This window comes from Rhizobium sp. P38BS-XIX, from assembly GCF_012641435.1.
Lineage (GTDB): Bacteria > Pseudomonadota > Alphaproteobacteria > Rhizobiales > Rhizobiaceae > Rhizobium.
Map to the genome: position 1 here is coordinate 287,826 of NZ_JABAIJ010000005.1, position 21,896 is coordinate 309,721.

At 61.2% G+C, this 21,896-nt stretch carries 18 protein-coding genes; 17 read left to right on the forward strand and 1 reads right to left on the reverse strand.

The window, feature by feature from the left end:
- Positions 1 to 72: 72 nt before the first annotated feature.
- Positions 73 to 2,361, reverse strand: a complete 2,289-nt coding sequence (locus HGP17_RS18235) for an NADP-dependent malic enzyme (RefSeq protein WP_168811524.1) — start codon at positions 2,359 to 2,361, stop codon at positions 73 to 75.
- A 112-nt stretch (positions 2,362 to 2,473) separates the two neighbouring features.
- Between HGP17_RS18235 and mutS the strand changes: the two genes are divergently transcribed.
- The 17 genes from mutS (at position 2,474) to lnt (ending at position 21,786) form a co-directional block, all read left to right on the forward strand.
- The gene (gene mutS / locus HGP17_RS18240; RefSeq protein ID WP_168811526.1) at positions 2,474 to 5,215 is read left to right on the forward strand and encodes a DNA mismatch repair protein MutS; all 2,742 of its coding nucleotides are present in this window, start codon (positions 2,474 to 2,476) and stop codon (positions 5,213 to 5,215) included.
- 24 nt (positions 5,216 to 5,239) lie between these two features.
- On the forward strand, positions 5,240 to 5,536 hold the full coding sequence (locus tag HGP17_RS18245) for a hypothetical protein (protein WP_246704140.1): 297 nt from the start codon (positions 5,240 to 5,242) through the stop codon (positions 5,534 to 5,536).
- Positions 5,537 to 5,686: 150 nt separating this feature from the next.
- Positions 5,687 to 8,602 carry a [protein-PII] uridylyltransferase gene (locus tag HGP17_RS18250; RefSeq protein ID WP_168811530.1) on the forward strand — a complete coding sequence of 972 codons (2,916 nt, stop codon included), beginning with the start codon at positions 5,687 to 5,689 and terminating at the stop codon, positions 8,600 to 8,602.
- Positions 8,599 to 10,200, forward strand: coding sequence for a murein biosynthesis integral membrane protein MurJ (gene murJ / locus HGP17_RS18255; RefSeq protein WP_168811533.1), 1,602 nt, complete (start codon positions 8,599 to 8,601; stop codon positions 10,198 to 10,200). Before HGP17_RS18250 ends, murJ begins: the two co-directional genes overlap by 4 nt.
- A gap of 156 nt (positions 10,201 to 10,356) precedes the next feature.
- Positions 10,357 to 10,749, forward strand: coding sequence for a VOC family protein (locus tag HGP17_RS18260; protein ID WP_168811535.1), 393 nt, complete (start codon positions 10,357 to 10,359; stop codon positions 10,747 to 10,749).
- Between the two features lie 111 nt (positions 10,750 to 10,860).
- Positions 10,861 to 11,925 (forward strand): tryptophan--tRNA ligase, encoded by a 1,065-nt coding sequence (gene trpS, locus HGP17_RS18265; RefSeq protein ID WP_168811537.1) that lies wholly within the window; start codon positions 10,861 to 10,863, stop codon positions 11,923 to 11,925.
- 75 nt (positions 11,926 to 12,000) lie between these two features.
- Positions 12,001 to 12,492, forward strand: a complete 492-nt coding sequence (locus HGP17_RS18270) for a universal stress protein (protein ID WP_168811540.1) — start codon at positions 12,001 to 12,003, stop codon at positions 12,490 to 12,492.
- A 116-nt stretch (positions 12,493 to 12,608) separates the two neighbouring features.
- The gene (locus HGP17_RS18275) at positions 12,609 to 13,175 is read left to right on the forward strand and encodes a NifU family protein (RefSeq protein ID WP_168811542.1); all 567 of its coding nucleotides are present in this window, start codon (positions 12,609 to 12,611) and stop codon (positions 13,173 to 13,175) included.
- A gap of 123 nt (positions 13,176 to 13,298) precedes the next feature.
- Entirely contained in the window at positions 13,299 to 13,955 is a 657-nt protein-coding gene (tsaB, locus tag HGP17_RS18280) for a tRNA (adenosine(37)-N6)-threonylcarbamoyltransferase complex dimerization subunit type 1 TsaB (protein WP_168811544.1), read from the forward strand.
- A gap of 2 nt (positions 13,956 to 13,957) precedes the next feature.
- Complete coding sequence (locus HGP17_RS18285; RefSeq protein WP_168811546.1) at positions 13,958 to 14,452, forward strand: N-acetyltransferase; 495 nt, start codon at positions 13,958 to 13,960, stop codon at positions 14,450 to 14,452.
- A 115-nt stretch (positions 14,453 to 14,567) separates the two neighbouring features.
- Entirely contained in the window at positions 14,568 to 14,996 is a 429-nt protein-coding gene (locus HGP17_RS18290; RefSeq protein WP_168811548.1) for a Fur family transcriptional regulator, read from the forward strand.
- A gap of 30 nt (positions 14,997 to 15,026) precedes the next feature.
- Positions 15,027 to 15,824, forward strand: coding sequence for a lysophospholipid acyltransferase family protein (locus HGP17_RS18295; RefSeq protein WP_168811550.1), 798 nt, complete (start codon positions 15,027 to 15,029; stop codon positions 15,822 to 15,824).
- 60 nt (positions 15,825 to 15,884) lie between these two features.
- A complete protein-coding gene (miaB, locus tag HGP17_RS18300; protein WP_168811551.1) occupies positions 15,885 to 17,297 on the forward strand; it encodes a tRNA (N6-isopentenyl adenosine(37)-C2)-methylthiotransferase MiaB in 1,413 nt (470 codons plus the stop codon).
- Between the two features lie 30 nt (positions 17,298 to 17,327).
- On the forward strand, positions 17,328 to 18,380 hold the full coding sequence (locus tag HGP17_RS18305; protein ID WP_168811553.1) for a PhoH family protein: 1,053 nt from the start codon (positions 17,328 to 17,330) through the stop codon (positions 18,378 to 18,380).
- An 18-nt stretch (positions 18,381 to 18,398) separates the two neighbouring features.
- Positions 18,399 to 18,905: an rRNA maturation RNase YbeY gene (gene ybeY / locus HGP17_RS18310; protein ID WP_168811562.1), complete on the forward strand. Its 507-nt coding sequence runs from the start codon at positions 18,399 to 18,401 to the stop codon at positions 18,903 to 18,905.
- 25 nt (positions 18,906 to 18,930) lie between these two features.
- Positions 18,931 to 20,106 carry a hemolysin family protein gene (locus tag HGP17_RS18315; RefSeq protein WP_168811564.1) on the forward strand — a complete coding sequence of 392 codons (1,176 nt, stop codon included), beginning with the start codon at positions 18,931 to 18,933 and terminating at the stop codon, positions 20,104 to 20,106.
- Positions 20,107 to 20,184: 78 nt separating this feature from the next.
- Positions 20,185 to 21,786: an apolipoprotein N-acyltransferase gene (gene lnt / locus HGP17_RS18320; protein WP_168811566.1), complete on the forward strand. Its 1,602-nt coding sequence runs from the start codon at positions 20,185 to 20,187 to the stop codon at positions 21,784 to 21,786.
- The last annotated feature ends 110 nt before the right edge of the window (positions 21,787 to 21,896 follow it).

Sequence of the window (21,896 nt, forward strand, 5' to 3'; positions counted from 1 at the left end):
AATATTGAAAAGGCCGGATCGCTGACTTCGATCCGGCCTTTTGCATTCTCAAAGAGTGCAACGCGGTTAGGCTCAAGCACCTGCGCCATAGGCGGCAATTGCCGCCATGTTGACGATGTCGGAATCTTTCGCGCCCATCGAAGTGATCTGCACCGGCTTGTCGAGGCCGACGAGCAGCGGACCGATGACGGTGGAGCCGCCGAGCTCCTGCAGCATCTTGGTGGAGATCGCAGCCGAATGGAAAGCCGGCATGACGAGCACGTTTGCCGGTCCTGAAAGCCGCGAGAACGGATAGAGGCTCTCCATGATCTTGCGGTTCAACGCGACGTCGGCGGCCATTTCGCCATCGAATTCGAAGTTCACATGGCGCTTGTCGAGGATGTTGACCGCCTCGCGCACCCGCTCGGAGCGTTCGCCGGAGGGGTGACCGAAGGTGGAGTAGGCCAGCATGGCGACACGCGGTTCATAGCCCATGCGCCGGGCAAAGCCCGCAGCTTCTTCGGCGATCTCCGCCAGCTCCTCAGCCGTCGGCATGTCGTGCACGGCCGTATCGGCAACGAAGACGGTGCGGCCGCGCGCCAGCACGATCGATATGCCGATGATGCGGTGTCCGGGCTTGGCATCGATGCAGCGGCGTACATCGCCGAGCGCGGTCGAGTAATTGCGGGTTACGCCGGTGACCATGCCATCGGCATCGCCGAGCGCCACCATGCAGGCGGCAAAGTGATTGCGGTCGTTGTGGATCAGGCGCGTTACGTCGCGGTGCAGATAGCCCTGACGCTGCAGGCGGGCATAGAGATAGTCGATATAGGCATCGACGCGCGTGGAAATGCGGGCGTTGACGATTTCGAGGCCGGGACGGTTGAGGTCGATGCCCGCGCGCTCGGCGGTGGAGTGAATCAGATCTTCACGGCCGAGCAGTATGGCGGTGCCGAGCCCCTGGTTTGCGTAGGAGAGTGCGGCGCGCATGACCTGCTCTTCCTCGGCCTCGGCAAAGACGATCCGCTTCTGATACCGGCGCACGCGCTCGTAGAGCTGGGCCAGCGTCGATGCGATCGGGTCACGCCGGGCAGACAGCTCGCGCGCATAGGCAGCCATATCCGGCATCTCGCGGCGTGCGACGCCGCTTTCGATCGCGGCCTGAGCGACCGCGACCGGAATGGCCGAGATCAGGCGCGGGTCGAACGGCACCGGGATGATGTATTGCGGCCCGAAGCGTGGGCGCGCTCCCTGATAGGCGGCTACGACATCGTCAGGCACGTCTTCGCGGGCAAGGCTCGCCAGCGCATTGACGGCGGCGATCTTCATCTCGTCGTTGATGGTGGTGGCGCGCACGTCGAGCGCGCCGCGGAAGATATAGGGAAAGCCGAGGACGTTGTTGACCTGGTTCGGATAATCCGAGCGGCCCGTCGCCATGATGGCATCGTCACGGATGCGAGCGACTTCCTCCGGCGTGATTTCCGGGTCGGGATTGGCCATGGCGAAGATGATCGGCTTATCGGCCATGGAGCGGATCATGTCTTCCGAGAATGCATCTTTCTGCGACAGGCCGAACACGACATCGGCGCCCTTCATCGCTTCGGCCAGGGTGCGCTTGTCGGTCTTGACCGCGTGCGCCGACTTCCACTGGTTCATGCCTTCGCTGCGGCCCTGGTAAATTACGCCCTTTGTGTCGCAGAGAATGATGTTTTCCGGGCTGAAGCCCATTGCCTTGATCAGCTCGATGCAGGCGATGGCGGCAGCCCCCGCGCCATTGCAGACCAGCTTGGTGGTCTTGAGGTCGCGTCCGGTCAGTTCCAGCGCGTTGATGAGGCCGGCGGCGGCGATGATGGCGGTGCCGTGCTGGTCGTCATGAAATACCGGAATATCCATGAGCTCGCGCAGCCGCTGCTCGATGATAAAGCAGTCCGGAGCCTTGATATCCTCGAGATTGATGCCGCCGAAAGAGGGGCCGAGATAGCGTACGCAATTGATGAACTCGTCGACATTCTCGGTGTCGATTTCGAGATCGATGGAATCGACGTCGGCAAAGCGTTTGAAGAGCACCGACTTGCCTTCCATGACCGGCTTGGAGGCGAGTGCGCCGAGATTGCCAAGGCCGAGAATGGCCGTGCCGTTCGAGATGACCGCGACCATGTTGCCGCGCGAGGTATAGTCGTAGGCGGTGGCCGGATCGGCGGCGATGGCCTTCACGGGAACGGCGACGCCGGGAGAATAGGCAAGGGAAAGATCGCGCTGCGTCGCCATCGGCTTGGTGGGATTGATCTCAAGCTTGCCTGGACGGCCCTGCTTGTGAAAGTCGAGCGCTTCCTGGTCGGTAATCCCCGTTCCTGGACGCGACTTGCTCTTGTTGTCAGCCATGGTTCCTCCAAACCTCTTGTGGGCGACCGGTCCCTCTTGCCCGATAGCTGTTGTCTTCTATAGCGGCGCGCGGATAGGGTGACACCTCATTTTTTGGAAAAACTGAACCTCCGTGAACGAACGTATAGCCACCAGCATCGATGCTTTCTCGGCCGCCGAGCTTGCCTCGGAGGAGAGCCGCGCCTCGGCCACTCCGATGATGGAGCAGTATATCGAGATCAAGGCGAACAACCCCGGTTCGCTCCTGTTCTATCGTATGGGCGACTTCTACGAGCTGTTCTTTGAAGACGCTGTCGATGCATCGCGCGCGCTCGGGATCACGCTGACCAAGCGTGGCCAGCACATGGGGCAGGATATCCCGATGTGCGGCGTGCCGGTTCATGCCGCCGACGATTATCTGCAGAAGCTCATTTCGCTGGGTTTCCGTGTTGCTGTCTGCGAGCAGGTGGAAGATCCGGCCGAGGCCAAGAAGCGCGGCGGCAAATCGGTCGTGCGCCGCGATGTCGTGCGTCTGGTGACGCCTGGAACGATCACCGAAGAAAAGCTGCTTTCGCCGTCCGAGTCGAACTATCTGATGACGCTGACGCGCATTCGCGGCGGTGCAGAGCCGCAGCTGGCGCTCGCCTGGATCGATATCTCGACGGGCGTCTTCCGTCTTGCCGAGACGGAAGCCTCGCGATTGCTCGCCGATATACTGCGCATCGATCCGAGAGAGCTGATCCTCCCGGATACGATGTTCCACGATCCGGAATTGAAGCTTGTTTTCGATATACTCGGCCGCACCGCCGTTCCGCAGCCGGCCGTGCTGTTTGATAGCGCGAGCGCCGAGGGGCGTATCACCCGCTATTTCGGCGTGTCGACGCTCGATGGTTTCGGCACGTTCAGCCGCGCCGAACTCGCCGCCGCCGCAGCGGCGATTGCCTATGTCGAAAAGACCCAGCTTGCCGAGCGTCCGCCGCTCGGGCTTCCGGAGCGCGAAAGCGGCGCCTCGACGCTCTTTATCGATCCCGCAACGCGCGCCAATCTTGAACTCGTCCGCACACTTTCGGGCGATCGCAACGGTTCGCTGTTGAAGGCGATCGATCGCACCGTCACCGGTGGCGGCGCCCGACTTCTCGCCGAACGGCTGATGTCGCCGCTCACCGATCCCCAGCGCATCAACGAGCGTCTGGATTCGATCGGGTTTCTGACGGAGGAGCCGTCGCTCTCGAGCGACCTGCGTTCGGCGCTGAAGCATGTGCCTGATATGCCGCGCGCCCTGTCGCGCCTCGCGCTCGATCGCGGTGGTCCGCGTGATCTCTGGGCGATCCGCCAGGGATTGGCGGCGGCGACGGATATCGCCCGCATGCTCGCAGCGGCACTTCTGCCGGAGGAGTTGAAGGCAGCACTGGCCGGGCTCAGCGCTTTGCCTGCCGATCTCGAAGCGATGCTTGCGGCAACCCTTGCCGACGAATTGCCTCTGCTGAAGCGCGACGGCGGTTTCTTGAGGGAAGGCGCGAATGCCGAGCTGGACGAGGTGCGAGCTCTCCGCGACCAGTCTCGCCGTGTCATCGCTGGCCTGCAGCTGCAATATGCCGATGAAACCGGCATCAAGTCGCTGAAGATCAAGCACAACAACGTGCTCGGCTATTTCATCGAGGTCACTGCCGGCAATGCTGGCCCGATGACGGATACGAGCGAAGCCAAGGCGCGCTTCATCCATCGCCAGACCATGGCGAATGCCATGCGCTTCACCACGACCGAGCTTGCCGATCTCGAAAGCCGTATCGCCAATGCCGCCGACAAGGCGCTGGCGATCGAACTCGAAGCCTTCGACCGCATGGTCGCAGCCGTTGTGGCTGCTGCCGAGGCGATCAAGGCCGGCGCCCGCGCACTGTCGGTGATCGACGTCGCGGCCGGTCTGGCGCTGCTGGCCGAGGAGCAGGCCTATTGCCGGCCTGTCGTTGACGACAGCCGCATGTTCGCCATCGAAGGCGGCCGCCATCCGGTGGTCGAGCAGGCGTTGCGCCGTCAGGCTGGTGGTCCCTTCGTTGCCAACAATTGCGATCTTTCGCCGAAGTCCAATGGCAAGGATGGAGCCATCTGGCTTCTGACCGGCCCGAACATGGGCGGTAAATCGACCTTCCTGCGTCAGAATGCGCTGATCGCCATTCTCGCGCAGATGGGCTCCTTCGTGCCTGCCGCGTCGGCCCATATCGGCATTGTGGACCGGCTCTTCTCGCGCGTCGGCGCTTCAGACGATCTGGCGCGAGGGCGTTCGACCTTCATGGTCGAGATGGTCGAGACGGCGGCGATCCTCAATCAGGCGAGTGAGCGGTCGCTTGTCATCCTTGACGAGATCGGCCGTGGCACCGCGACCTTCGACGGCTTGTCCATCGCCTGGGCTGCCGTCGAGCACCTGCACGAAGCCAATCGCTGCCGTGGCCTCTTCGCCACGCATTTCCATGAGCTGACCGTTCTTTCTGAAAAGCTCGGCCGGCTCTCCAACGCCACCATGCGCGTCAAGGAATGGGATGGCGACGTCATCTTCCTGCATGAGGTTGGGCCGGGTGCCGCCGATCGTTCCTACGGTATCCAGGTCGCACGTCTCGCCGGACTGCCGGCCTCGGTAGTGGCGCGCGCCCGCGACGTTCTGACGCGGCTTGAAGACGCCGACCGCAAGAATCCGGCAAGCCAGCTCATCGATGATCTGCCCCTCTTCCAGGTGGCTGTTCGCCGCGAGGAGGCCATCGGCCGGCGAGAGCCGTCGAAGGTCGAGGAGCGGCTGAAAACGCTTGATCTCGACGACCTGACACCGCGTGCCGCTCTTGACGTGCTTTACGAATTGAAGAAAAACCTGGCCAAGGCCGGTTGAGACTCAGGCGATATCAAGGACAACATGATGTATCTCGAAGTTCTTCTCGCCGAAGTCCGCATTCTGGGCGAGCGTTTCTCGCCGATTGCCGCGCGCGGCAAGATTTGTGGCGAGGGCGAGCCGCCGGATTGCGAATCCGATCGGGGCCTGCTCGACATCACGCTATCCTGCAGCCGTATCTCGGATATCTGTTCGAAGATCGCCAAGGCTGGCTATTGGGAGTGCGAGCGCGAGATGGTGACGCAGATCGGCGCCCAGTCGCGGAACATCTTATATAGCCTGAACGAGCTTCGGCGGGCTATCGAGCCGGCAAGGCCCTAAAACTGCCGGCTTATGAGTCGATTGCCGTCACGCTTCGTCAACTTTGACCCGGTAGAAATCATGGGGATCGTCGATTCCACATGCGCTACCCTCGAAAGAGGCCCGGCGTAGAATGCCTGTGTCAATCGCCGGCCAAAGAGGCTATAGCGCATGCAGACGAGAAGACGGGCCGGCCGGCAACAGGCCGCTGTCAGCGAACAGAGAGCCGATCGGCAGAGCATGGAAACGCATCATATCGATTTTTCGACCATTCTTGATGTCTCCGCGCTAAGGGCGGAATGTGAGGCTCTTGCCAAACGCGGTCTGGACAAGAGCGAGGAGCGTTCCGCGCTGCTGGCGCTGCTGAAAAAGGCAAGTCAGGAAGGGCGGGAAGAAGCCAGGAAGTCTCTGGCCATCGATGGTAGCGGGCTGAATTGCGCCTACCGCATTTCCTGGCTACAGGATCAGATCATTGCTCTTCTCTACGATCTGACGGTTCATCACGTCTATCCGAAGCAGGCTGGGGTCTTCTCGGTCACCGCGGTCGGCGGCTATGGCCGCGATACGCTCGCGCCGGGCTCCGATATCGATCTGCTGTTTCTGTTCCAGCCGAAGCCCGATAGCGAGACGCACAAGGCCGTCGAGTTCATTCTCTACATGCTCTGGGACATGGGCTTCAAAGTCGGCCATGCCACGCGCACGGTCGAGGAATGTATCCGCCAGGCCAAGTCCGACATGACGGTGCGTACCGCCATCCTCGAGACGCGCTATATCTGCGGCAATGTCCCGCTGGAGCGCGAACTCCAGGCACGCTTCGACAAGGAAATCGTCACGAATACCGGCCCGGAATTCATCGCCGCCAAGCTCGCCGAGCGCGACGAGCGCCACCGCAAGGCCGGCGACACCCGCTATCTGGTCGAGCCGAACGTCAAGGAAGGCAAGGGCGGCCTGCGCGACCTGCATACGCTTTTCTGGATCTCGAAATATTACTATCACGTCCGCGACCCTGCCGAACTGGTGAAGCTCGGCGTGCTGTCGAAGCAGGAATATCGCCTCTTCCAGAAGGCCGAAGACTTCCTCTGGGCAGTGCGCTGCCACATGCATTTCCTGACCGGCAAGGCGGAGGAGCGGCTGTCCTTCGATATCCAGCGCGATATCGCCGCAGCCCTCGGCTATAACGCCCGCCCCGGCCTTTCGGCCGTCGAGCGCTTCATGAAGCACTACTTCCTCGTCGCCAAGGATGTCGGCGATTTGACTCGCATCCTCTGTGCTGCGCTTGAGGATCAGCAGGCGAAGGCAACGCCGGGGCTCACCGGCGTCATCAGCCGTTTTGCCCATCGTTCGCGCAAGATCGCCGGCACCGTCGAATTCGTTGAGGATCGCGGCCGCATTGCGCTGGCCAATCCCGACGTGTTCAAGCGCGATCCGGTCAGTCTCATCCGGCTGTTCTTCGTCGCCGATATCAACGGACTGGAATTCCATCCGGATGCGCTGAAGCGCGTCACGCGTTCGCTGAACCTGATCGACAACGACCTGCGGGAGAATGAAGAGGCAAACCGCCTGTTCCTGGCAATCCTCACGTCCAAGCGCGATCCCGCGCTGATCCTGCGCCGCATGAACGAAGCCGGGGTCCTCGGCCGCTTCATCCCGGAATTCGGCAAGATCGTCTCGATGATGCAGTTCAACATGTATCACCACTATACGGTGGACGAGCATCTGCTCCGCGCCGTCGAAGTGCTGTCGGAGATCGACAAGGGCAAGGCCGAGGACATTCATCCGCTCACGAACAAGCTGATGCCTGGGATCGAGGATCGCGACGCGCTCTATGTTGCCGTGCTCCTGCACGACATCGCCAAGGGCCGTGAAGAGGACCATTCGGAAGCCGGCGCCAAGGTTGCGCGCAAGCTTTGCCCGCGCTTCGGTCTTTCGCCGAAGCAGACGGAGCTGGTGGTCTGGCTGATCGCCGAGCATCTGACCATGTCGATGGTCGCCCAGACGCGTGACCTGACCGATCGCAAGACGATTATCGATTTCGCCGACCGGGTGCAGTCGCTCGACCGCTTGAAGATGCTGCTGATCCTGACGGTCTGCGACATTCGCGCCGTCGGCCCCGGTGTGTGGAACGGCTGGAAGGGCCAGCTGCTGCGCACGCTCTACTACGAAACCGAGCTGCTGTTGTCCGGCGGTTTCTCGGAAGTCTCGCGCAAGGAACGCGCGGAGGCGGCGGCGCAGGCGCTCGAGCAGGCGCTTTCCGACTGGAGCCAGAAGGATCGCAAAGCCTACGTCAAGCTGCATTATCAGCCCTATCTGCTGTCCGTTCCACTGGAAGACCAGATCCGGCACACGCAGTTCATGCGCCAGTCTGACAAGGCGGGCAAGGTGCTCGCCACCATGGTGCGCACCGACAGCTTCCACGCCATCACCGAGATCACCGTTCTCTCGCCCGACCATCCGCGCCTATTGACCGTGATTGCCGGTGCGTGCGCGGCCGCCGGCGCCAATATCGCCGATGCGCAGATCTTCACGACGTCGGATGGACGCGCGCTCGATACGATCCACGTCAGCCGCGAATTTGCCGACGACGCCGACGAACTGCGCCGGGCGGGCACCATCGGCAAGATGATCGAGGATGTGCTGGCCGGCCGCAAGCGCCTACCGGAGGTCATTGCGACGCGCACCAAGAACCGCCGCAAGAACAAGGCCTTCGTCATTCCGCCGTCGGTGATCATCACCAACAGCCTCTCCAACAAGTTCACGGTCATCGAAGTCGAATGCCTCGACCGGCCGGGCCTGTTGTCGGAAATTACCGCCGTTCTCTCCGATCTGTCGCTCGACATCCAGTCGGCGCGCATCACCACATTCGGCGAAAAGGTCATCGACACCTTCTACGTCGCCGATCTGGTGGGCCAGAAGATCTCCAATGAGAACAGGCGAGCCTACATCACCGCACGTCTGAAAGCCGTCATGGCGGGCGAAGAGGATGAAATGCGAGAGCGTATGCCGTCCGGTATCATCGCGCCTGCCGCCACGCGTGGCGTCGTCGTCGAAAAATCAGACACTGAAAAGAAAGCCGGTTCCGCCGCATGAGCCTAGTCAAGAAATTCATCACGGTCGGTGGCGCGACGCTTGGCAGCCGCATCTTCGGCTTTGCCCGCGAAACGCTGATGGCCGCCGCCCTCGGCACCGGGCCGATGGCCGACGTTTTCTATGCTGCTTTCCGCTTTCCGAACCTCTTCCGTCGCCTGTTTGCCGAAGGCGCGTTTAACGCGGCCTTCGTGCCGCTCTTTGCCAAGGAGATCGAGGCACACGGCATCGAGGGCGCCAAGCGCTTTTCCGAGGAAGTCTTCGGCGTTCTCTTCTCCGTCCTGCTGCTGATCACCATCGTCATGGAACTGGCCATGCCGCTCCTGGTGCGTTGGGTCATCGCGCCTGGTTTCGCCGACGATGCCGACAAATTCGACCTGACGGTCCGGTTGGCGGCCGTGATGTTCCCCTATCTCATGTCGATGTCGCTGACGGCGATGATGAGCGGCATGCTGAATTCACTGCATCATTTCTTCGCCGCCGCCGTGGCTCCGATCTTCCTGAACCTGGTGATGATCAGCGCGCTGTTCTACGCGATCTACTACGGCGCCGATCCGCTGAGCACCGCCTGGTACCTGTCCTGGTCGGTCCTGGTGGCAGGCGTGCTGCAGCTGGCCGTCGTCTATATCGGCGTCCGTCATGCCGGCATCAATATCGGTCTGCGCTTTCCGCGCTTCACGCCTAATGTGAAGCGGCTCCTGCTTCTTGCGATCCCGGCAGCCATCACCGGCGGCGTCACTCAGATCAATCTGGTGATCGGCCAGGCGATTGCCTCTGGCAAGGAAGGTGCGATCGCTGCCCTGCAATATGCAGACCGTATCTACCAGCTGCCGCTCGGCGTCGTCGGCGTCGCGGTCGGAATTGTGCTTCTGCCGGAATTGGCGCGTTCGTTGAAGTCGGGCCATATCAAGGAAGCGGCCAATATCCAGAACCGCTCGATCGAATTCGTGCTGTTTCTGACCCTGCCGGCCGCTGTCGCCCTGTGGCTGCTCTCCGACGATATCATCCGCGTGCTTTACGAGCGCGGCGCCTTCAATCCGAACAACACGGCACTGGTCGGCTCCATCCTCGCCATCTTCGGCCTGGGCCTGCCGGCTTTCGTGCTGATCAAGGCCCTGCAGCCCGGCTTCTATGCCCGCGAGGATACGAAATCGCCGATGCGCTACACGGCGGTCGCCGTCTTCGTCAATTCGGCGCTCTCGATCCTGCTTTTTCCGGTGCTGGCCGAACGCGGCATCGCACTCGCCGAGGCGGTTGCCGGGTGGCTGAACGCTGTGCAGCTCTTCGTGACGCTCTATCGCCGCGGGCATCTCGTCTGGGATTGGTCACTGGTACGCCGCACCGCCATGCTGCTCGTGTCCTCCGCCGTAATGGGTGGCGTCATCCTATATCTGTCTCATCGGTGGGAGCCGCTTCTGGGGTCCGGCTCGGGCATGCTCACCAAGACCGGCATCCTGGGCTTGCTCATATTGATTGCGATGGCGGTGTATTTCATCGTTGCCTTCCTGATCGGCGGCGTGGATTTGGGCATGGTGCGCCGAAACTTGAAGCGCAAGCGGGGTACGACTGCGCCAGATGCCAAGGTCACGAACGGGGAGTAGATAGCCAAGGCCGCCGTCGAGCGACCCAAGGTTGCGCAATCCCCGTCGGTCGTTGCCGCGACATCTCCCGCACAAGGCGGGAGTTTGCCACGCTCTTCGTAAATCGGTAGGCTCGCCCCCTATAAGTACGTTCATGATCAGATATGAACAGGTGCCATGCCCCAATCCCTCTTCCTCGTTGCGCTTGTCGTCGATGACTACGATCGCGCAAAAGCCTTTTATTGCGATACCCTCGGCTTCGATTGTCTGCAGGACGAAGTGCAGCCGCAGGGTAAACGCTGGGTCGTCATCAGGCCGAAAGGCGGGGAGGGTGCCGCGCTTCTGCTGGCCCAGGCCGTCAGCGACGGCCAGCGCGCCGCGATCGGCAACCAGACCGGCGGCCGCGTCGGCTTCTTCCTGAAGACGGATAATTTTGCCCGCGATCACAAAGCGATGCTGGCCAAAGGCGTCAGGTTCCGGGAAGAGCCGCGCCATGAGGTCTATGGGACGGTCGCTGTGTTTGCCGACCCTTACGGCAATACCTGGGACCTGATCCAGCATTCTTCGTGAGACTCTGGCACATAGCCTCTTGATCCCCGCCAATCCCGCGTGCATAAGCCGCTCGAAACCAAGGGTCGAGCGCCGCTCGCCCGGGCCCTCCACAAGCCTTTTGAGGACGACATGACCGAATTCAAGCCGCTCGTATTCTCCGGCGTTCAGCCGACCGGCAACCTTCACCTTGGTAACTATCTCGGCGCGATCCGCAAGTTCGTCGCCCTGCAGGCCAACAACGACTGCATCTATTGCGTCGTCGACATGCATGCATTGACGGCGCAGCTCGTGCATGAGGACATGCCGAACCAGACGCGCTCGATCACTGCGGCCTTCCTTGCCGCCGGCATCGATCCGGAAAAGCATATCGTCTTCAATCAGTCGGCCGTGCCGGGGCATGCCGAACTCGCCTGGATCTTCAACTGTGTCGCCCGCATCGGTTGGATGAACCGCATGACGCAGTTCAAGGATAAGGCCGGAAAGGACCGCGAGCAGGCTTCGCTCGGCCTTTACGCCTATCCGAGCCTGATGGCGGCCGACATTCTGCTCTACCGCGCCACGCATGTTCCTGTCGGAGACGACCAGAAGCAGCATCTGGAGCTCACCCGCGACATCGCCATGAAGTTCAATCTGGACTACATGGAGCATATTCGCCGCACGGGCTACGGCATCGACATCACCGTCGGCGACGAGCCGGTGCATGCCTATTTCCCGATGGTCGAGCCGTTGATCGATGGCCCGGCACCGCGCGTCATGTCGCTGCGCGACGGCACCAAGAAGATGTCGAAATCAGACGCCTCCGACCTCTCGCGCATCAATCTGCTCGACGATGAGGAAAACATCTCGAAGAAGATCCGCAAGGCCAAGACCGATCCGGATGGCTTGCCGAGCGAAATCGCCGGTCTCGCCGGCCGCCCGGAAGCCGACAATCTGGTCGGCATCTACGCAGCCCTTGCCGACAAGTCGAAGGCCGACGTTCTCTCCGAATTCGGCGGCCAGCAGTTCTCCGTCTTCAAGCCGGCGCTGGTCGATCTTGCCGTACACACGCTGTCGCCGATCACCACGGAAATGCGTCGTCTGATGGCCGATCCCGGCCATATCGACGCCGTTCTGCGCGATGGCAGTGCCCGCGCCCGTGCTCGGGCCGACGTCACCATGAAGCAGGTCCGCGACATTATCGGCTTTCTCTATTGAGGATGTCGTCATGCGAGCTCCCCGGTTGAAAACGGGGGCTTGCAAAACGTCGTTTTCGGGTGTCAGAGTCGCCGTATGGTTTCAACACGTCTCTCACGGCTCGAAGGTCATCGCCGCAAGTTCATGGCGGTGATCGACGGTACACCAGAATGCCAGCGCGCCGTCCATTATGCCGGCCGGCGCGCCAAGAATTCCAATGGCGGTCTCGTCCTGCTCTATGTGATCCCTGAAGGCGATTTCCAGCAATGGCTTGGAGTCGAGGAGATCATGCGGGCGGAGGCGCGCGAAGAAGCGGAGGCCGCAACCGCCAAGGCCGCACAAAGCGTGCGGGAGAATGTCGGCATCGACCCGGAAATCGTCATCCGGGAGGGATCGGCCGCCGAGCAGATCAATGCGGTGATCGAAGAAGACCGTGATATCGCGCTTCTCGTGCTTGCCGCCGGTTCGGCCAAGGAAGGCCCAGGGCCGCTGGTCTCGTCGATCGCTGGACGCGCCGCCGCTTTTCCGATCCCGGTGACGGTACTGCCGGACACGCTGAGCAACGAGGAAATCGACGCCCTCAGCTGATTGCGATATGCTATTCTTGAGAAACATTCTCTTGAATAGGCCGGCCAAAAGGCCTATTTTCTTTTGAAGTATTCTAAAGTCGGGACCGGGCGCGCGCCCGCCGCATGGAGATCAAGATGTTCATTCAGACCGAAGCGACGCCGAACCCCGCGACCCTGAAGTTCCTGCCGGGCAAGGTGGTGATGGAAAACGGCACTGCCGAGTTCCGCAGCGCCGAGGAAGCCGAGGCTTCGCCGCTCGCCGCTCGCCTCTTCGAGGTCCCGGGCGTGACCGGCGTTTATTTCGGCTACGACTTCATCTCGGTTTCCAAGGAACAGCAGGAGTGGCAGCATCTGAAGCCCGCTATTCTCGGCTCGATCATGGAGCATTTCATGTCCGGCAAGCCGGTCATGGGTACGGCATCGGTTCTCTCCGAGGTACAGGATGCCGGCGGCGAGTTCTTCGATGAGGGCGATGAGTCGATCGTATTGACCATCAAGGAGCTGCTCGATACCCGCGTTCGCCCTGCTGTTGCCCAGGACGGCGGCGACATCACCTTCCGTGGCTTCCGCGATGGCAAGGTCTACCTCAACATGAAGGGATCCTGCGCCGGTTGCCCGTCTTCCACGGCAACGCTGAAGCATGGTGTGCAGAACCTGCTGCGCCATTTCGTGCCCGAAGTTCAGGAAGTCGAAGCCGTCTGAGCATGATCCCAAAACGTGTGCGGCGGTTTTTGAAGAAGCTTACGCAAGGCAAAGCGCTCGCGCACGGGAATGTTCGAAGACCAGTCAACTGCGCCTCTAGCGCGGCTTTTCGGAAAATTTGAGATGATCGTTCTGGCGCTCGACACGGCAGGTGTGGATTGCGCTGCCGCGGTGTATGATAGCGGCAGTGATTCTGTGATGGGGGAGGTCACGGAAACGATCGGGCGGGGGCATGCCGAGCATCTGATGCACGTTGTCGACGAGACGTTGGCGAAAGCCGGTACAACGCTCTCGGCGATCGAGCGTGTCGTCGTGACCGTCGGCCCCGGCTCCTTCACCGGCATCCGCATCGGCGTTGCAGCCGCACGCGGTTTTGCACTTTCCCTCAATGTTCCGGCAGTCGGCGTCACGACCCTTGAGGTCATGGCCGCCACCGCGCGGGCGCAGAATCCGGGCAAGTCGGTTCTGGCTGCCATCGATGCGAAGCGCGAGGAGATTTATCTCCAGAGCTTCGATGCCGATGGCAACCCGCTGGACGAGGCTCGGGCCGTGACGATCGACGAAGCGCGGGCAATTGCTAGCGCCTTCGACGGCTCCGTCACCGGAACGGCCGTCGCCCGGTTGAGCGACGCGCCGCCAGCGGAGCGGCCAGACGCATTTCCGATTGCCATCGTCGCCCGGTTGGGCGCCGGCAAGCTTGCCGGCGAAAAGCCGAAGCCGCTTTATCTTCGCGGACCCGACGCCAAGCCGCAGGCCGGGTACGCAGTCGCCAGGCAATAGATATGCTCGAATCCTACCTGACCTTGAAAGCTGAATACGAAATCATCCCGATGGAATTGAAGGATTGCGTTGAGGTGTCGCTCCTGCATTCGGAGCGGTTTGCGCGCATGTGGGACGAGACCGAATTTCAAAGTCTCCTCACGCAGGGAACCACCTTCGGCTTCGTTGCCCGCCAGACCAACGCTATCCTGAAAAAGGCGCTTCCTGGCTTCGTGCTGGCACGGCATATGGCAGGCGAGGGCGAAATCCTGACGATTGCCGTCAATGCCAAGCTCGGGCGCTCAGGACTGGGCTGGCGATTGATGCAGGCAGCCCTTCGCGAGACCCGCAATCGCGGCGGCGAGAGCATGTTTCTCGAGGTGGACGGCAGCAATCAGCCGGCACTCGGCCTTTATCGCAAGCTCGGTTTCGAAACCGTCGGCGAGCGTAAGGCCTATTATGTCAGCGACAACGGCACCAAGTCGACGGCGCTTGTCATGCGTCGCGTTCTTCGCTAGAGCATTTTTTAGCCGGGCCTACCTGGCACCGCATCAATGCGGCAAAAAACACATAGAGCGGCAATTCGGCGCTCTGGACCTTGTCACAGTCAAAACAGACCGAAGACAGCAGTTGATGGATGATGCCGTAAAATCCCTGGAGGAGCTTTGCGCCGAGCGCGGCATGCGAATGACCGACCAGCGCCGGGTCATTGCGCGCATCATAGAGAGCTCCGAAGATCACCCGGATGTCGAGGAACTCTATCGTCGCTCCGTGCAGATCGATGCGAAAATCTCGATTTCCACGGTCTATCGCACTGTGAAACTGTTCGAAGATGCCGGCCTTCTCGCCCGCCACGATTTTCGTGATGGCCGCTCGCGCTACGAGACCGTGCCGGAAGAGCACCACGACCATCTGATCGATCTGAAAAGTGGTGTGGTGATCGAATTCCATTCGCCGGAGATCGAGGCGTTGCAGGAGCGCATCGCCCGCGAACACGGCTTTAAACTCGTCGACCACCGGCTGGAGCTTTACGGCATCCCGCTGAAGAAGGACGAAGGTTGACGTGAAGGCTTTCATGCAGGAGCGAATGATTTGATAACGAGGCTGCGCATCGGCTGTGCTCTCGTGGTCATCTGCGTCGTTAGCGTGGTGATGCTGCCGCTGCAGATTCTTTGCCTGCGTTTCGACTGGAAGCTCAGACGCTACCTTCCGCGCTATTGGCACCGCATCGTCTGCTATTGCCTTGGCGTGCGCATCCACATTGTCGGCAAGCTCGAAACGAGCCGGCCTCTTATGCTCGCCTCCAACCATTCGTCCTGGCTCGATATTCTCGTTCTCTCGGCCGCTGCCGATGTCTCGTTCATCGCCAAGTCTGAAGTCAAGAACTGGCCGATCTTCGGACTTTTCGCGCAATGGCAGAAAAGCGTCTTTGTCGAGCGCGAACAGAAGCGAAAGACCGGCGAGCAGGTGAACGAGATCGCAGACCGCATGGCAGCCGGCGAGATCATGGTGCTCTTTCCCGAGGGAACGACCTCGGACGGGAATCGGCTGCTCGAAGTCAAATCCTCGCTGTTTGGCGCCGCCGCTGCGGCCCTGCCGAAGGCGCCGGACGGCGTCGTGCACGTCCAGCCGGTGGCGGTTGCCTACACCCGTGTCCACGGCACGCCGATGGGACGTTATTACCGTCCGCTGACGGCATGGCCCGGCGATATCGAGCTTGTGCCGCACCTGAAGGGTATCTTCCAGTGCGGGGCCATCGATGTCGACGTCTGTTTCGGCGAAGCGGTCGATTATCGCGCAGGCACCAACCGCAAGGAAGTCAGCGCAACGGTCGCGCGGCGCATCCGCAATATGCTCGCCGGCCGCCTGCTTGGACGCGAGATCGCCTGATTTCCAGGTGTTTCCAACTTTTCCATTTTCTCCGAAAGCAAAAGCCACTACATAGCGGCCATGACCAAAGACAGCCTGACCCTCGACGCCCCGGCGACCGACGCCCTGCAGCTCGGCCCCCGCGACGGCTCCAACAGCCGCAAGGTCTTCATCAAGACCTACGGCTGTCAGATGAACGTGTATGATTCAACGCGGATGAGCGATGCGCTCTCCCGCGACGGCTATGAGCCGACCGAAGACATGGAAGAGGCCGATCTCGTCCTTCTGAACACCTGTCATATCCGCGAGAAGGCGGCCGAAAAGGTCTATTCCGCGCTCGGACGTCTGCGGGAGATGAAGAAGCGCAAGGCTGCCGACGGTCGCGAGATGATGATCGGGGTTACTGGCTGCGTCGCGCAGGCCGAGGGTGAAGAGATACTCCGTCGCGCGCCGGCCGTCGATGTCGTCATCGGCCCGCAGACCTATCACCGCCTGCCGGATGCGCTTCGCCGCGCCAAGGAAGGCCAGCGCGTCGTCGACACCGAATATGCGATCGAGGACAAGTTCGAGCATCTGCCGATCGCCGAGAAGACGAAGATCCGCGCCCGTGGCGTCACCGCCTTTCTGACGGTGCAGGAAGGCTGTGACAAGTTCTGCACCTTCTGCGTCGTCCCCTACACGCGCGGCTCCGAAGTCTCCCGTCCGGTCTCCCAGATCGTCGAGGAGGCGGAAAAGCTCGTCGATGGCGGCGTGCGCGAGATCACGCTGCTCGGCCAGAACGTCAACGCCTGGCACGGCATCGGCCCGACGGGCGAGGCCTGGAGCCTTGGCGATCTTCTGTATCGCCTGGCGGAAATCCCGGGTCTTGCCCGCTTGCGCTATACGACCAGCCATCCCCGCGACATGGACGATCGCCTGATCGGCGCGCATCGTGACCTGCGCACGCTGATGCCTTATCTGCATCTGCCCGTTCAGGCCGGCTCGGACCGTATCCTGAAAGCGATGAACCGGCGGCATACGGCGGCCGAATATCTCACTCTGATCGAGAAGATCCGCACCGCACGCCCCGACATCGCTCTCTCGGGCGATTTCATCGTCGGCTTCCCGGGGGAGACAGATCAGGATTTTGAGGATACACTCAGGCTGATCGAGCAGGTGAATTATGCACAGGCCTTCTCGTTCAAATATTCCACGCGACCGGGCACGCCCGGTGCGGAGTTGAAGGATCAGGTGCCCGAAGAGGTCAAGACTGAACGGCTGGAGCGCTTGCAGGCATTGCTGTTGAGGCAGCAGCACGCTTTTGCCGAGGCTTGCGTCGGTAAAACAGTGGATATCCTTCTGGAAAAGCCGGGTCGGATGCCGGGCCAGTTGATTGGACGCTCCCCTTGGCTGCAATCTGTGAATGTTGATGCAAAAGCATCGCAAATCGGTGACATTATTAACGTACGAATCACCGGAACCAGCACTAACAGCCTTTTTGCTGAATTGCTCTAGGTTCCGGACGGGCCAAAGGAGCCGCACCGCTTGAACGGACAGGAATTGGTTTCTTCTTCATCGCGCCAGCAACGCACCGCGAGCGACGCCAATCACTTCACCCTGACGTTCGAAAACAATCGGTTCGCCAGCGAACTTTTCGGGCAATTCGACCAGAATTTGAAGCTGCTCGAAGAGCGTCTCGGCATCGATGCCCGAGCTCGCGGCAATTCGGTCGTGATCACGGGCGACGTGCTTGCGACCAATCAGGCCCGACGCACGCTCGATTACCTCTATGACAAGCTGCAAAAAGGCGGCAATGTAGAGCGTTCCGACGTGGAAGGGGCAATCCGCATGGCGGTTGCCGCCGACGACCAATTGACACTGCCGACCATGGAGAGAAAAGCCAAGTTGACGATGGCGCAGATTTCGACGCGCAAGAAGACGATTATTGCTCGTACGCCGACCCAGGATGCCTATATGCGGGCGTTGGAGCGTTCGGAGCTTGTCCTCGGTGTCGGCCCCGCCGGTACCGGCAAGACCTATCTGGCCGTGGCGCAGGCCGCTCAGCTTCTGGAGCGCGGTGCCGTGGAGAAGATCATCCTGTCGCGCCCGGCCGTCGAGGCCGGCGAGCGTCTGGGCTTCCTGCCCGGCGACATGAAGGAAAAGGTCGATCCCTACCTGCGTCCGCTCTATGACGCGCTTTACGACATGATGCCCGGCGACAAGGTGGAGCGCGCGATTACCGCAGGCGTCATCGAGATTGCGCCGCTGGCCTTCATGCGTGGTCGCACGCTCGCGAATGCCGCCGTCATCCTCGACGAGGCGCAGAACACCACATCCATGCAGATGAAGATGTTCCTCACCCGTCTCGGCGAAAATTCGCGGATGATCGTGACCGGCGATCCGAGCCAGATCGACTTGCCGCGCGGCGTCAGATCCGGCCTGGTGGAGGCGCTCGAGCTGCTGAATGGTGTCGAAGGCATCACCATCGTCCGCTTCAAGGATACGGACGTCGTCCGCCACCCGCTGGTGGCGCGTATCGTTCGTGCCTACGATTCCACCTACGCCGCAAAGGCCGAGGAAAGCGATACGCAGATCTGATCTGCGCAGCGAAGGCTCATGACCGAACTCGACATACAGATCAGCGTGGAGGAGGGCGATTGGCCCTCCGAAGAGCAATTGCAAGCCTTGGCCGAGCGTGTGCTGGGTGAGGCTGCGTCCTACTTGAAGAAGCAGGAAAAGCAGCCGTTTCCGAAGGTCGCGCCGGAACTATCTCTGGTGTTCACGGACGACGCCTCCATTCGCGAGATCAATGCGGAATGGCGCTCGCAGGACAAGGCGACCAACGTCCTTTCCTTTCCGGCGTTTCCGCTCGAGCCCGGCGGCAAGCCCGGCCCGATGCTCGGTGATATCATCATCGCCAGAGAGACGGTGGAGCGTGAGGCGGTCGATCTGGAAAAGAGTTTTGACGACCACCTGACGCATTTGATGGTGCATGGTTTCTTGCATCTCTTCGGCTACGACCATATGAATAATAGCGAAGCCGAAAGAATGGAGGGGCTGGAGACTCGCATTTTGGCCAGTCTTGGCCTATCTGATCCCTATGCGGGACAAGACCCCATTTGATTTGAACCCTGTCTGACCAGGAACAATGAGCGACTTTACGACAAGAACGGCCCCTGAGGCCAAAGACGGAGCCGATGTGGCCTCCTCCGATGAGGTAGGCAGTAGTAGCAACGGCAAGCGATCACATTCTTCATTTTGGGCACGCGCCGCGCGCATTCTGCGCCCGGCACAAGACTCCGCCCGGCTGCGCGAGGACCTTACCGACGCGTTGATGACCAACGCGGCCGGTGACGATGCCTTTTCCCCCGATGAGCGGGCGATGCTGCACAACATCCTGCGCTTCCGTGAGGTGCGCGTCGAGGATGTCATGGTGCCCCGCGCCGATATCGAGGCCGTCGACCAGAACATCACCATCGGTGAGCTGATGATCCTCTTCGAGGAAAGCGGCCGTTCGCGCATGCCAGTCTATGCCGACACCCTGGACGATCCGCGTGGCATGGTGCACATCCGCGACCTTCTTTCCTATGTCGCCAAGCAGGCGCGCAACAAGCGCCGCGGCAGCGGCGCGAAGACGGCTGCGGCTGCGGCAACGGGTGCGACTGCCACGGAAAAGGCGCCGCGCTCGGCCAAGCCGAATTTCGATCTCTCGCGCGTCGATCTGCAGAAGACCCTGGCTGATGCCGGCATCATCCGCAAGATCCTCTTCGTGCCGCCCTCCATGCTGGCTTCGGATCTTCTGCGCCGCATGCAGGTCAACCGTACGCAGATGGCGCTTGTCATCGACGAATATGGCGGCACCGACGGCCTCGCCTCGCACGAGGACATCGTCGAAATGGTTGTCGGCGATATCGACGATGAGCACGATGACGACGAGGTGATGTTCAAGCGCGTTTCGGAAGACGTCTTTGTCGCCGATGCCCGCGTCGAGCTGGAAGAGATCGCGGCGGCGATTGGCCCGGATTTCGATATTGCCGAACAGGTGGACGAGGTGGATACGCTCGGCGGTCTGATCTTCTCGGCGCTTGGCCGCATTCCGGTGCGTGGCGAGGTGGTACAGGCGCTTCCCGGCTTCGAGTTCCATATTCTCGACGCCGATCCGCGCCGCATCAAGCGGGTTCGCATCACGCGCAAGCGCCATGCCGTCCGTCGCCGGCCGACCGTCAAGCTGGAAGGGGAGGCAGGATCGTCGGAGCGCGATTTGCCGGCACCGGAAGCAATTGCTGAGGAAAGTTCTGCGGGGTCCAGCACCTCGACGCATTAAGTGCCACTTCAGCAGGACAAATCGCCGCTTTTTTGAAAGACTGCCGGCAGTTGATTCGCGGTTGGACGGAGCTGGCGCATGGAATGGCTGTCGGGGAGGGTGATCCTCGTCTGGGGTTTCAAGCGCGCAGTGCTTGCGATTTTGGCAGGTGCGATCGGCGTATTGGCGCTGCCGCCCTTCGGCTTCTTCGCGGCGATGTTCATCTCGTTCACGCTGCTGGTCTGGTTGCTGGACGGGGTTGCGGCCGGTCCCGATAGCGGCTTTCTCGGGCGGCTGTGGCCGGCCTTTTTCACAGGCTGGCTTTTCGGTTTCGGCTACTTCGTGGCCGGCCTCTGGTGGCTCGGTCACGCATTGTTGATCGATGCCGACGAATTCGCCTGGGCGCTGCCGCTGGCGATCCTTGGTCTGCCGGCCTTTCTGGCAATCTTTTACGGTGTAGCGACGGTCCTTGCGCGGATTCTCTGGTCCGATGGCATGGGCCGGATCGCGGCGCTCGCTTTCAGCTTCGGTTTGCTGGAATGGTTGCGCAGCTTCCTGTTTACCGGTTTCCCCTGGAATGCCATCGGCTACGGGGCCATGCCCATTCCGCTGATGATGCAGTCGGCGCATGTGATCGGCGTGCTCGGGGTCACGGTGCTTGCCGTCTTCGTCTTTGCTGCGCCGGCGTTGCTCGGCACGCGGCAGGGACGAGTACCCGGTATTGGGCTTGCGGTGCTCATCGCCGCGGCCCATTTCGGCTACGGCTATTATGCGCTGAGCCTTCCTGACGGCCCGCCGGCCGGCGGCAAGACAGCGCCCGTGGTGCGCATCGTCCAGCCCTCCATCGACCAGGAAACGAAGATGGACACGGCTGCCGATCGTGCGGCCATATTCGACAAGCATCTGGCGCTCTCCGTGCAACCGGCGGCAAACGGCGGCAAGCGCCCCGATATCATCGTCTGGCCCGAGACGGCGGTGCCATTCATTCTGACCGACAACCGCGACGCCTTGACCCGCATCGCGGACCAGCTTGAGGATGATCAGATCCTCATCACTGGCGCCGTGCGCGTCGAGGACATGGGACCAGGGGTCGAGCCGCGTTATTACAACTCGATCTATGTCATCGATGGGCGCGGCCAGATCATCGGCGCCTCCGACAAAACCCATCTCGTGCCCTTCGGCGAATATGTGCCGTTCGAGCATATTCTGACCTATCTCGGTATCGAGAACGTGGTGGAACTGCCGGGTGGTTTTTCCGCAGCGACAAAGCGCCAGTTGCTGACCATGCCCGACGGTATCAAGTTCTATCCCCTGATCTGCTACGAGATCATTTTCCCGAACGAGATGACCCCCGAAATCCGGCAGGCAGACGCCATTCTGAACGTTACGAATGACGGTTGGTTCGGGGATACGCCCGGGCCTTATCAGCATTTTCTGCAGGCCAGAGTAAGGGCGGTAGAGCAGGGTCTGCCGCTGATTCGCAGCGCCAATACAGGCATTTCTGCGGCAGTGGATGCGCACGGCCGCGTTCTTTCCGGCATAGATTATAATCAGCAGGGCTTTATTGATACGACCTTGGGTGGTGCAACTGTATCGCGCATCGACGATAAAGCCCGTAAAACATACTTTTGGTTGATCATTTGTGCGGTCGGCATTGTTGCCGCCGTTTCGCGCATGGGTTTTATTTCCAGGGTGAATTGACCAAAAAACCCTAAAATTGCATAGTGCTTGGCATCCGCCTTTCGAACGTAGACTGGAGGCCTTGGGGGCGTCGGCTGCAACGTGGCGTTATAGGGGTGGTGAGGGTACCG

Bases quoted from the DNA above. Each gene is read 5' to 3' on its own strand.
- miaB (WP_168811551.1), top strand. From the start codon at position 15,885: ATGACCAAAGACAGCCTGACCCTCGACGCCCCGGCGACCGACGCCCTG.
- HGP17_RS18275 (WP_168811542.1), top strand. From the start codon at position 12,609: ATGTTCATTCAGACCGAAGCGACGCCGAACCCCGCGACCCTGAAGTTC.
- lnt (WP_168811566.1), top strand. From the start codon at position 20,185: ATGGAATGGCTGTCGGGGAGGGTGATCCTCGTCTGGGGTTTCAAGCGC.
- HGP17_RS18245 (WP_246704140.1), top strand. From the start codon at position 5,240: ATGATGTATCTCGAAGTTCTTCTCGCCGAAGTCCGCATTCTGGGCGAG.
- HGP17_RS18315 (WP_168811564.1), top strand. From the start codon at position 18,931: ATGAGCGACTTTACGACAAGAACGGCCCCTGAGGCCAAAGACGGAGCC.
- HGP17_RS18285 (WP_168811546.1), top strand. From the start codon at position 13,958: ATGCTCGAATCCTACCTGACCTTGAAAGCTGAATACGAAATCATCCCG.
- HGP17_RS18260 (WP_168811535.1), top strand. From the start codon at position 10,357: ATGCCCCAATCCCTCTTCCTCGTTGCGCTTGTCGTCGATGACTACGAT.
- ybeY (WP_168811562.1), top strand. From the start codon at position 18,399: ATGACCGAACTCGACATACAGATCAGCGTGGAGGAGGGCGATTGGCCC.
- tsaB (WP_168811544.1), top strand. From the start codon at position 13,299: ATGATCGTTCTGGCGCTCGACACGGCAGGTGTGGATTGCGCTGCCGCG.
- trpS (WP_168811537.1), top strand. From the start codon at position 10,861: ATGACCGAATTCAAGCCGCTCGTATTCTCCGGCGTTCAGCCGACCGGC.
- HGP17_RS18270 (WP_168811540.1), top strand. From the start codon at position 12,001: ATGGTTTCAACACGTCTCTCACGGCTCGAAGGTCATCGCCGCAAGTTC.
- HGP17_RS18250 (WP_168811530.1), top strand. From the start codon at position 5,687: ATGCAGACGAGAAGACGGGCCGGCCGGCAACAGGCCGCTGTCAGCGAA.
- HGP17_RS18235 (WP_168811524.1), bottom strand. From the start codon at position 2,361: ATGGCTGACAACAAGAGCAAGTCGCGTCCAGGAACGGGGATTACCGAC.
- murJ (WP_168811533.1), top strand. From the start codon at position 8,599: ATGAGCCTAGTCAAGAAATTCATCACGGTCGGTGGCGCGACGCTTGGC.
- HGP17_RS18290 (WP_168811548.1), top strand. From the start codon at position 14,568: ATGGATGATGCCGTAAAATCCCTGGAGGAGCTTTGCGCCGAGCGCGGC.